Raw genomic sequence first — 12529 nt, forward strand, 5'->3', positions numbered from 1 at the left:
TGAAACAGTTGCGTAAGTTTTTCAGCCTGACTGGGAGCGATAACCTCATTTTGGTTAAGTCTGTGTTTCTACTAGCAGCAATCAGGGTAGAACTTATATCTCACCACTGAATGCAGTAAACTCGGACGCTAGAACCAAAATCCTTCAATATTGAGGGAAGAAGCATTAAAAGCACATCATACTCGTAGCCGTGAGCGTTTGATGGCACTGTATGAGATATATAATGGCAGACTAGCTAATCTAGGATGATTGCATTCACGTTTTACAGCCTAATTACACAAAGGCTTTGATTATTTTCGGAAATGTCTATTAATTATAGAAAGGAATTCTGATGAATTTACAAACTCAATCCATATTAGAACAAATTCAAAAGTCTTTTGGTTTCGTTCCAAACGCACTCCAGGCTATGTCTGCGGAACCAGCACTGTTAAAAGCTTATGTAGACACTGAGGCACTGTTGCCACTTTGTAGTCTAAATATTATCGAGCAGGAACTAGTTATGTTAACTGTTTCTGTTGTAAATGAATGTGGATATTGCGTTGCTGCTCATAGCTTAGCATCCAAAATCCTCAGTTCAGAACAAGTCGATTCTTTAAGGAATCGTCAGGTATTGAGCGACTTGAAATTACAGACATTAAGAGAAACTACTGAGCAAATAGTACTTCAGCAAGGACGCTTGTCTGAACAGCAACTATCGAAGTTTCTCAATGTTGGATATAGTCGATCACAACTATTAGCCATTGTGCTAATAGTTGCTTTTAAGACCATAGCTAACTACAGTAATCACATCAATGCTCCGGAGCTAGATCATGTATTTATGAGCAAAAGATGGGAAATAACATCATGATGCTGTGGCAAGCTAGGATATTAGGCTGCGGCGCTACATTTGTGGGTGTTGGTGTTACTCGTATGGCTTTTACACCCCTAGCAGCTATGGCGGTTAGTCAAGGATTATGGACAGCTAACGCACCGAGTAAAATTGGGGCATTCCTATTAATAGGTTATGCGTTTGGTGCCGTTATGACACCTTGGTTACTCAAAAAGCTAGGAACAACCTTATTATTAAAAGTAAGCTTGTTTTTTATCAGCACAGGCTTAATTTTTGAACTTGGGTACAAAACCGTTGAATCATGGCTTGTAACTCGGAGTATTCTTGGTTTTTGTGGCGCATGTTTAATGGTTTGTGGGCCTAGTTTAGCATTAAAATTTGGCACTCCTAGCGAACGCAATCAAACTCAATTGTGGACATTCATGGGTATAGGTTTAGGCGCTTGCGTTTCTGCCAGCTTACTAGAGTTTCGTGCAGGATTAATAGCTATGCTTGTGCCAATTGTGTTATTCTGCCTATTATTTTTCGCATTAAGTCTGCTATGGTTAAAATCACCATTAAACACAGAGACAACTTATAGAATATTTAGTGTACTGCCTCCTAAAACCCTAATTATCGCTTACGCATTAGATGCAATTGCCTATATTCCCGCAACAGTTTACTTAAGCGATTATGTCACTAATGAACTTGGTTTGCACATAGGAAACATCTTGTGGCAACTATTTGGTTTAGGTGCAATAATCGGCCCTTGGATTGCAACTGCATTATCAAAAAAAATCGGTTCGTCTGCTGCATTAAATCTCATCTATGTCTTCAAGACTTTTGCGTTATTAATACTTGCCTGGAGTCAACAAGTTGAGTTATTAGCCATAGGTTCAATGATCACGGGTGTTTGCGTTCCGGCAATAGTTCTCTTAACCGCCTCAGAAATTCGCCGAACTCTTGAAGATAAGTATTTTTCATCTGCTTGGTCATTAGCCACCTTAGTTTTTGCATCTGCACAAGCTCTAGGTGCTATGGTTATGGCACTCTGTTTTCAATTAATTAAAACCTATCAACCGATATTTTTAGGAGGAGCATTGTTATTATTTCCTGCCTGTTACCTTACCTTGCAATCTTCAAGAGGTAAATTATGAAATTATATTATTCAACGACTTCACCGTATTCGCGCAAGGTTTTGATATTATGCCATGAATTAGAAATAGCAGATATGGTTGAACTTATCCAAGTTAACCCATTTCAAGACTCTTCATCTTTGCGCGAAGTTAATCCTTTATCGAAAGTACCCACATTTGTCTTAGATAATGGTGAGCCTTTATATGACAGTTCAGTGATTGCAGAATATCTTCAACGTCTTGTAAACAAACCAACATTATCATTGGTAGATTTTGTTTCTCAACAGCGTTTACATGCATTGGCGGATGGAATAATGGATGCAGCATTTTCTTTGGTAATGGAACATCGTCGCCCACAGGAACAGCGTTCTCCTTCTTGGCAGCAGCGCTGGGAAGGTGCTATATCGCGTAGTATCACAGAATTTGAACAAAAATACATTGATCATGCACAACAATGGCATATTGGCAGCATTGCGATCGCATGTGCGTTGGATTACCTTACTTTTCGCATCCCAGAAAATGACTGGAAACAGCAGTATCCGAAGACAAAAACTTGGTTTCAAGACCAAATCACTAAGTCAATCATGATCAAAACTGATCCAAGATTGTAAATAAATCACAGCAGATTGCAGGTAATTGAGGTACAAATTTTAAGCACAAAGCCATATATCAACAGAGTTTATTCCCTATTCCCTGCTGTATATTCAAGGACACTTTCATTGCACCGACTTATTTTTTTGAAGGATATATCTTCTTCAAAGTAGAAAATATTATGACACAACGAATAATCGCTTCTCTATTATTGCAAGCAGCAGAAAATTGGCCAAACCGAGTTTATTTAGATGGGGAACGCTCCTATACATATACAGAAGCGATAATTTTTGTCTATAAATTAGCGAAAAAATTAGAATCCCTCGGTATCAAGCGTTGGGATCGAGTCCTGATTTTTGCACAAAACAGAGTTGAAATATTATTAACCTTATTTGCTGCCAATATAGTTGGCGCAATCGTAACTATTGTCCATGAAGCCAGTACTGATAACACACTAAAAAAAATTTGCAGCGATCTGGAACCGAAAGTGGTGTTTTTAGATAATACAACTATGCCACAGTCTGCATCTTTAACAAGCGACTACAAATTTGACATTGCAGATATTGTTGACTCGGATAACGATACCATAGATAATGTTTTAAAATATCTTGATAATATTGCCCTAAGATCAGGAACTATTGATAGTGATCCGGCATTAATTATTTACACATCTGGATCAACTGGCTCTCCCCGTGGAGTAGTACTCACACAAGATAATATACTTTTTGTGGTTGAGAAAATCCAGGCGCGATTGTCCTATTCTCTAAACGATTCTATTAGTTTATTTCTGCCTTTATCCTTTGATTATGGACTTTATCAAGCTTTTTTAGCTGCACAGGTTGGTGCTTGTCTTGTTGTAAGTAAATCTGATTTTGCCGGGCCGATGTTGGTTAGTACATTACGTCAAAGAAGCATAAGTGTACTTCCAGGCGTACCCAATCTTTTTGAATCTTTGCTGAGATTGTTAGAGCGACGCAAAGAAATTTTACCTGATATTCGGATTGTTACTAACACAGGCGCTCATCTAACTCAGCAGCAGATTTTACGCTTACAAAACACTCTGCCAAATGCGTTGATCTATTCAATGTATGGGCTAACAGAATGTAAGCGCGTTTCAATTCTCACTCCAGAAGAAGCCGAAAAGCATCAAGGTTCTGTAGGACGAGCGTTAGATAATACTGATGCTTTGATTGTCAGCGATTCTGGGTGCATTCTACCACCAGGGGAAATCGGCGAACTGGTGGTGTGTGGACGACATGTTGCACTTGGATACTGGAAAGCACCTGTAGAAACCGAGACTCGTTTTAGAACTCATCCGTTAGGTATAGGGCGATCGCTTTATACGGGAGATGATTTCCAAATGGATCAAGAGGGATATCTATATTTTGTCGGTAGACGTGACGAACAAATAAAAAGACGTGGATTTCGTATGCACCCCCTAGAAATAGAAACAGCGTCTGTGGCTATTGACGGAGTTAAAAGTGCCGCAGTAGTACAATTAGGCGATCATTTAGCATTGTTTGTTGTTACCGACGAAGCCAACATTACTGAAAATACCATCCTCTCAAAACTCAGTAACCTACTTGAATCATACAAAATTCCTGACTCTGTAGAGATATTAGAAAAACTACCAAATACATCCAACGGCAAAGTTGATCGTCGAGCCTTAGAACACCGAGCTAGTAATAAGTTAATCTGCCTTTGAGTAGCAATAACGACATTTCTATTTTCTGGAATTTTTTTCTGTAATTTAATCATAATCGCACCAATGCAAGACACTTTCGGTAATTGGCGTTCACTTGTTGAAGAATTTGGTTCACCTCTTTATGTATACGATCTAGACATTGTTGAGCAACGGATTCAAGAGCTAAAGCAGGTTTTGCCGGCTAACTCAAAACTGTTTTATTCACTGAAAGCTAATCCTTTACCAGCGATCGCTAACGCAGCTGCAACCGCAGGTGCTAATCTAGAAGTATCTTCAGTCAATGAACTAAAAGTTGCCTGTAGTTTAAATTTTCCAACGGAGAAAATACTTTACACTGGGCCTGGAAAAACCAATGCTGAAATTCAGACAGCAATTGAAGCAGGTGTAAATACTTTTTCAGTGGAATCATGGGCAGACCTTGCTTGTATCGAAAACAATGCCCAAAAATATGAGCAAAAAATCCGTTTATTGTTAAGGGTGAATCCTGTTACTCCCTTGCAAGGTGGGCTAGCTATGAGTGGCGCACCTACACAGTTTGGTTTTGAAGAAAGTGTTCTTCTTGATGGTTCAGAAAAACTCAATCAACTGAGTTCTTGGGTTGAGCTTGTTGGCTATCATATTTATTATGGAACACAGCTTGATAGTGAAGATACAATCGTAAATGCAGTATCTATAGCTATTGATTGTGTTGAGAGACTGACAAGCAAACTGGGATTTATCCCTCAAATTCTTGACCTTGGTGGAGGTTTCCCTTGGCCGTTTGCTAATCAAAATCAAAGTGTATCACTGTGCAATATGCGAGACCGTTTGGAAAAACTTTTATCTCAACGTCAGCATAGTGCCGCAGCTGAGATATGGTTTGAATCAGGGCGTTATATTACTGCTTCGAGTGGTACTTTGATTGCTACTGTTCTTGATATTAAAGAGGCAAAAAATAATTCTCGTTTCGTAGTTTTAGATACTGGAATTAATCACTTAGGAGGAATGTCGGGACTAAGACGAATCCCGCGTGGTTATATTTCCATAAACAATATTTCGGCTGAAAAAGATTCTATCGAAACCGACACATTGAAGCATGAGCGACTTTCTGTTGTTGGGCCATTATGCAGTCCTCTAGATTGTTTAACCTCAAATACAGATATCTCATTTTCGGTTAATATCGGTGACATTGTTGCCATCCCTAATGTTGGTGCTTATGGACTCACAGCAAGTTTAGTCGCTTTTTTAAGCCGTCCTGCACCAATTGAAATTGCCTTGCGTGGCGGAAAAGTCGTTGAACTGTATACGCTAAGGACTGGGCATGAACGCATCACAATGCAAAAAAAAGAATCAATCAAATAACAGGGGTTACAAAATTTCTGTCTGATTTCTGAATAATATTTCAGATCAAACGGGCTTTCCATATCAGAATAGTTTCAAAAATTAAATCGCAGTACTAGAGCATGAATACTACAATTGAAAGACTGAAAGTATGTATGGTTGAACATTTAAAGTTTGTTCAATCTGTCGAGAATATTAATGATGATGCTGAATTAACCCGTTTAGGGCTAGATTCAATGGCTGCAATCAATTTGATGATAGATATTGAAGATGAGTTTGGCATCACCTTTCCAGATGCTTTACTAACTCCCGAAACCTTCCGAACATCTATGACATTGAGTTCTGCTATTGAAGAAATCATGGGAGGTGTTTAGAAACTAGTGAATTATTTTACAACTCTATCTCCCAACCTCTCTTCTACAAGGTAAGAATATTTTAAAATCGAATTATTTCGTAGAAAGGGGTTGGTGAGATTAAGTTTGTAAACAAACAATTTATATATATTTATCACAATTAAAGCATCCTCTTAATAGGGGAATATTTCAATGATTGAAACCCAATTAACACGAGATTTGACAAACAATAAGCTATCGAATTGTATGCAGCTTTCGCCGTTGCAACGTGGTTATTTTGTTGGAGAAAGACCTGATTTTGATCTTCATGTTCATCCGCATATTTATTTAGAATTTGATCTTGAAGATTGTGATATTCAAGCACTTACAATAGCGTTAAATAGACTCATCAGTAGACATTGCATGTTGCGTGCAGTGGTTTTGCCAACGGCTGAAGTTTCTGTGGTGAAAGAAAGGATTAACTATGATATTTTAGAGCGAGATTTACGCCAACTGGATGAAATCAAAGCTTTCGAGCAACTTGTACAAATTAGAGAAAATCTTTATCGTTTAAATATTAATGTAGACTCGCCACCCAATATTGAAGTACAAATAACTCGGATGAATAATTTCACCCGAGTTCATATCAACCTCGATTTATTATTTTTAGATGGTACTAGTGTTCGGACTGTGCTGCAAGAACTCTCCGAGATATATTTACATCCAGAATATATCTTATCTGAGAAACCTTTTGATCTCTCTCGTTATCAGGCACACATACACCAAAAATATTTATCAGAACGATATCAACGGGCTAAAAAATATTGGAGTGAACGTCTTAAAACTTTACCCAGTAGTCCTACTTTACCTTTAGCATCTTACTCACCGGTTGTCCGTCGATCGCACCTGGTTCGTCGGAAACATATACTTTCTGCAACTCAATGGAAAGTTCTAACAAAACAAGCCCAATCCCAACAAATTAACCCAACTACCCTGTTATTAACTGCTTTTAGCTTGATAGTAGCTTATTGGTCAAAAAACCAACATTTTTTGTTAACCATGATGATTCAGAATCGCGATCGCGATTTTGATAATCTCTGCGGAGTTGTTGGCAACTTTGCAAGTACCATCTTAATTGAAGTGAATTTTGGCGAATCTCTGCCCTTTGCACAACAAGCAGTTGAGATCCACCGTCAAATATTCCGCGATCTTGCTCACTCAATGGTTTGTGGTTTAGATATTCTTCAAGAGCGGAATCGTCATGAGGGTTCAGCGTTTCATGCTGCAAGTCCAGTGGCATTTGTTAGTATGCTGAACGAACATGACAATAAAATTACACCAGACTTATTCCAACTTGAAAACGATAACATGGTTTTCAGTGGTCTTGAAACGCCTCAAGTTCTTTTAGACCATCAAGCTATTAGTAGACCTGATGGTGGTGTTTCTTTGATTTGGGACACTATGGATTTAGCGTTTGCAGAGGGAGTCGTTGACGATATGTTCAACGCATATATATCCTTCTTATCCAAATTGACCGAAGACGAAAGCGTGTGGAATATATCTTATTTTGATTTGAGGTCAAAAGAAGAAAAAATACAGCATTCAGAATATAACCAACCAAAGGCTTCTTTGTCAGATAGATGTTTACATGAATATCTTTATAGCCAAGCAAAGCTATTAGCAAATAAACCTTTGCTCATCGACTCTCGCAGAACAATAAGTTATGGGGAAGCAACTTATATTTCTAACCGGATCGCCTGGACATTACGTCAGCGATACAATGTCAAACCCAACGAATTAATTGCAGTATATGCCTCAAAAGGTTGGGAACAAGTTATTGCAGTCCAGTCTATTATCGCCGCCGGTGCTGCTTATGTACCTATAGATCCTGCTTTTCCCGAAAATCGAAAGTTAAATATATTAGAGCGTTGTGGGTGCAAAATAGTATTAACGTCTGAGGCTCATTTAAATGATAAATGTATCAATAGCCTGGAAAAAATCGCAGTCGATCTTACTGATAATCTGGTTATAGAATCTGAAAATTTACCCCGCATTCAGTCTTCAAAGGATCTAGCCTATGTAATTTTTACCTCTGGTTCAACTGGTGAATCAAAAGGAGTCATGCTTAATCATCTGGGAGTAGTTAATACTATAGATGATATAAATCATCGTTTTAATATTGACTCCAATGATGTAATATTTGGTATTTCGGAATTGAATTTTGATTTATCAGTATATGATATATTTGGAAGTATCGCTGCTGGTGCGACACTTGTTATTCCTCCACCAGGGGCAAATCTGGAACCTGCCTTATGTGCAAGATTATGTGCAAAACATAATGTAACTGTTTGGAATTCAGTTCCGGCATTAGTTCAGCTACTAGTAGAGAATTTTGAAATCAATCAGCGATCGCACAAACTGTCGTTTAGGCTGTTTATGATGAGCGGCGATTGGATTCCTGTTAAATTACCGGAAAAAATTAAGCGGTTGTTTTCCGCAAAGATAGTCAGTCTTGGTGGTGCAACCGAAGGCTCTATTTGGTCAATATATTATGACATCAACGAAATAGACGCAAACTGGAAAAGCATACCTTATGGATATCCCCTAACTAATCAAGAGTTTTATGTACTTGATCAGAAGATGCAACCGCGCCCTAATAATGTTCCAGGGGAATTGTACATAGGTGGTGTTGGCGTAGCAGAAGGATACTGGTTGGATTCCCAAAAAACAGCACAATCTTACGTATTTCATCCAGTTTTGAAAAAGCGAATTTATCGAACTGGAGACTGGGGAGTACGGCGCAAAATCGGTTATATAGACTTTCTAGGGAGGGAAGATGGACAAGTAAAGGTGCGAGGGCATCGAATTGAGCTAGGGGAGATAGAGAGCATCTTACAGCAGCATCCTAGTGTGGCAAATGCGATCGCCAAAGTTATCGGATATCAGACACAAGACGCTTACTTAGCCGCATATATCGTTCCCAAAGATGGAGCAACACCCAGCTTGCAAGAGCTACATCAACACGTTGCTGCATTCTTACCTGAGTACATGGTTCCGGCAAAATTTATCTTTCTCGAACAACTCCCCCTTGGTGCAACAGGAAAGATTGATCGCAAAGCATTACCGATACCAAGTGATATTAAAAAAGCTCAAGTTAGTAGTCGTTCTCTAACTAAAACAGAATCTACAATGGCCAAATTATGGTCAGAAATTCTGGAAATGGAGACACCTGTTGCCGAAGATGATTTTTTCAACATAGGTGGAAACTCTTTTGCAGCAGCACGCCTAACCATTGCTATTAATAATACCTTTGGAATCGAGATTCCAGTAACCGCACTTCTGCAACATCCAACATTAGAAAAACTTTCAAAATTAATCGATGAACAATATTACAATAATTCATCAAATCGGTGGTCATCTCTAATTTCAATTGCCGGTGAAGAACCTAGTCCAAAAACATTTTGGTTTCACCCATCTGGTGGAGGAGTTTTGTGTTACAGAGATATGGGGCAACTCTTGTCACCACATTTACATCTTTTTGGCGTTCAGGCACAGCCTGTAAGTCAACAAAATGTGGTTAATTCAATACCTGAAATGCTTGATGTCTATCTAAATGAAATACGTGCTATCCAACCATCAGGGCCATATCATTTAGGTGGATGGTCAATGGGTGGAGTTATTGCTTACGTTGCCGCTCAACACTTAATTCAGCAGGGTATTCAGGTAGAAAGTCTAGTTTTAATTGATAGTCCTGCCCCTTTACGCCGCAAGATTCCCGAATTCGCAGAAATTGTCTCTTGGTTTATATCCGATCTCGCTGAAGTAGAACAAACGTTAAAACTTAGTTGCATCCAACAAAAAGAATCATCTAACGATCTACTATTAGCAGCATTACAAGAGGCGCAAAAAAGGGGTTTGATATCATTTGAAAATATGGAGGATTTACGCCCGATTTTTAATGTCTTCCACTCTAATATCCACGCCTTGTATAACTATCAAGCATCACCAATGAAAGAAGATGTTTCCTGCTTGGTTGTGATGGCAACCCAAAATATGCAAGAGCGTGTCGCTAGTGATTCTATGCAAATATGGCGTTCCCTACTACCAAAAACAACTTCATTTCGTGAAATTGAGGGAAATCATTATTCACTTCTAAAATATCCGTTAGTAAGTGAAGTGACACACCTAATTTTAGAACATTTGAAAACAAAGGTAAAAGTAGGCTAATTACTTAAATTTACAGTTTTGTGGTAAATAAATTAGCCCTGATTTTTGCCTGATTAGCAACGATAAATATCTAAAAGCCTGATTTGATTGGACATATTAGCTAATTTATGAGGATTGCATTTACCTCTTAAATCCAGGCTTTGATTATTTTCACCAGATATCTAATAAGTGGGACATTATGAAGCCAAAAAAAATTAAAACTAATCTGCTAGTAGCATTCTTTGTATTCAGCATTGTATTGACTACATCCATAGCTGGATTTGCGTATCCATATATGGGAAACAAGCAACCGAATTACGGCTTATATAGTCCTCCCATAGCTCACACAAATTACTTAGTACTGATGGCCAATGGGGTTTACGATCCGAAAGACCCATATTTCACGCCTCCTGACTTCAACTTTTTTTCGCATAAAGTTATGGGTTGGAACGATGCACAGATAGCGCAATATCGGCAAAAAGCTGTAAGTTTCTTTGCAAAACGCTTTGGCATTAATCCTGATAGTGCCGAATATACTGGGCGCGTCATCATGGTTCCTTTCATGCTAGATCCTCGATGGGAGTACCGCGTATACAATAAATCAAACGCTTATGTGCCGCCGCAAGGATGGGTTGCACGCGATGGGGGATTTCAATTAATTGCGATCGCTCCTGATGGTGTTGAGCTTGGTGGAGAATTTAGTGGTAGACACGCACCCAAAGGTGCGATCGCTGCCTTTGGCGAATTCAATATTCAGGTAGCTCCTCAAACTTATAAGCAACCCAAGGAAATTATCATTCATTATGAATCGCGGCAACCTGTCCTACAAAATAGTGGGTTTCCTTTAGAAAGAAATGGCAATGGAACATTAATAGCCCCCTTTGATGTATATCATCCAGAATGGGGTCATGGATGGGCATTTGCTCATATCACCGATGTCCTACAACCGGATGGTAAGTTGCAAACAAATAACCGCAACATTATGACATTCCCAGCCGGTGCAGCATTTCCCAACACAAATTAGTAAGACAACTTTCGACTCTTCTAGATCAGAATTTCAGAGCAACAATTAAGCTTTTCTTAAGGAACAAAAATTGTGAACACATCAACTTTTATCAAAGATACATCCGAGTTAGAAAAAACTCTCTTGACACTCATTAATCTAACGAACTCTGATACTTACAACCCATTCAAGGAAATTGTTTGGCCTGATAGCATAGAGAATCACAAATTATGGATGTCATCAAGCCTGATGTCAATTCATGGAACTCGCTTTGAACAAGAGCTTTCTGAGGAACAAATAATTGAAATCAGCAAGTGGGAATTTATCAATTTTTGCAGTTTGAATGTAACTGGCATCCGTGAATTATTAATAGAAATGACGAGTCGGTTGCATACACCAGGATTTGAAGTATTATCAGAATACTTGCATTATTTAATTGCAGAAGAGAATGAACACATGTGGTATTTCTCTAAGTTCTGTCTGCAATATGCTGGTAAAATTTACCCCGATAGAGCTTTGGCAGTGGCTAGTTTTCCAGAAGCAGATATCGCCAGCTTTATGGTCTTCGTTCGGGTTCTGATATTTGAAGAAATTGTCGATTTTTATAATCGAAAAATGGGTCAGGACAAAACGTTACCGAATTTTATCCAAGAGATAAACTGGCTTCACCACCTAGACGAAGGCAGACACATTAAATATGGTCGCCAGTATGTTAATTTAGCCTATCAGGAGTTGCTAAATAAATATCCCAAACAACGAATTTTAGAAATGGAGTCTACTATTAAAGGTTTTATGCAACTTTCTGTGCAAAAGCTTTATCGACGGGAGATATTTGTTGATGCCGGACTTAATGAGCCAGGTAAGATGCGAAAAGAGTTACTCTCGCATCCAGTCCGTCAGCAATTCAACAAAAAATTAATAGCAAGCACTGCAAAATTTTTGACCCAAGTAGGCTTATTTTCAGATTCGAGTGTGTTTCCTGAACCTGAATCAGTTGTTAATTAGCTATTTTTACTATAGCAATCCTAAACATTTGTGAGATAGAAAATCACTTAAGAGGTTGTTTGAAAAGTCTAATTTATTACTCACCGGGCAACTGGAAGTCGCGGCTACACAATCAAAACCCACCGACCTGGGTTAAAAACCCTTGATTTTCATTAGTCCACCTCCGTGGACTTATCTGCGAGACGCTGTTCGCGTTCGTTTGTGTAGTAGCGAATTCTATTCGCCTAATACTTTTCAAACATCCTCTAAAGGGTTGAAAAAACTTACTTGTAATCTCATACTTGAATTCGGATTGCTATTTTTCTTATAAATGCTGTAACAATTCAGGTATCTACATCTAATCTGTGTCTTTTGCAAGTTGTTTACTAATAAAATTGGATTTTTCTTAACACCATTGCGTGGTAAATTGCTGGCGGTCAACTA

General features: G+C 38.5%; 9 protein-coding genes. All 9 read left to right on the forward strand.

The window, feature by feature from the left end; all coding sequences use genetic code 11:
* The first annotated feature begins 331 nt into the window (after positions 1-331).
* The 9 genes from IQ246_RS00240 (at position 332) to IQ246_RS00280 (ending at position 12106) form a co-directional block, all read left to right on the forward strand.
* The gene (locus tag IQ246_RS00240) at positions 332-847 is read left to right on the forward strand and encodes a carboxymuconolactone decarboxylase family protein (protein WP_193998990.1); all 516 of its coding nucleotides are present in this window, start codon (positions 332-334) and stop codon (positions 845-847) included.
* Positions 829-1965, forward strand: coding sequence for a YbfB/YjiJ family MFS transporter (locus IQ246_RS00245; RefSeq protein ID WP_193998992.1), 1137 nt, complete (start codon positions 829-831; stop codon positions 1963-1965). The genes IQ246_RS00240 and IQ246_RS00245 overlap by 19 nt, the downstream gene beginning before the upstream one ends.
* Positions 1962-2555, forward strand: a complete 594-nt coding sequence (locus IQ246_RS00250; RefSeq protein WP_193998994.1) for a glutathione S-transferase N-terminal domain-containing protein — start codon at positions 1962-1964, stop codon at positions 2553-2555. The genes IQ246_RS00245 and IQ246_RS00250 overlap by 4 nt, the downstream gene beginning before the upstream one ends.
* A 161-nt stretch (positions 2556-2716) precedes the next feature.
* Positions 2717-4240, forward strand: coding sequence for a class I adenylate-forming enzyme family protein (locus tag IQ246_RS00255; protein WP_193998996.1), 1524 nt, complete (start codon positions 2717-2719; stop codon positions 4238-4240).
* Between the two features lie 63 nt (positions 4241-4303).
* Positions 4304-5581, forward strand: coding sequence for an alanine racemase (locus tag IQ246_RS00260; RefSeq protein ID WP_193998998.1), 1278 nt, complete (start codon positions 4304-4306; stop codon positions 5579-5581).
* 134 nt (positions 5582-5715) lie between these two features.
* Positions 5716-5934 (forward strand): phosphopantetheine-binding protein, encoded by a 219-nt coding sequence (locus IQ246_RS00265; protein ID WP_193999000.1) that lies wholly within the window; start codon positions 5716-5718, stop codon positions 5932-5934.
* A gap of 171 nt (positions 5935-6105) precedes the next feature.
* The gene (locus tag IQ246_RS00270) at positions 6106-10119 is read left to right on the forward strand and encodes a non-ribosomal peptide synthetase (RefSeq protein ID WP_193999002.1); all 4014 of its coding nucleotides are present in this window, start codon (positions 6106-6108) and stop codon (positions 10117-10119) included.
* Between the two features lie 178 nt (positions 10120-10297).
* On the forward strand, positions 10298-11122 hold the full coding sequence (locus IQ246_RS00275) for a hypothetical protein (RefSeq protein ID WP_193999004.1): 825 nt from the start codon (positions 10298-10300) through the stop codon (positions 11120-11122).
* Between the two features lie 72 nt (positions 11123-11194).
* Positions 11195-12106 carry a diiron oxygenase gene (locus IQ246_RS00280; protein ID WP_193999006.1) on the forward strand — a complete coding sequence of 304 codons (912 nt, stop codon included), beginning with the start codon at positions 11195-11197 and terminating at the stop codon, positions 12104-12106.
* Positions 12107-12529 lie beyond the last annotated feature (423 nt).

It is taken from the genome of aff. Roholtiella sp. LEGE 12411 (assembly GCF_015206995.1).
Lineage (GTDB): Bacteria > Cyanobacteriota > Cyanobacteriia > Cyanobacteriales > Nostocaceae > Komarekiella.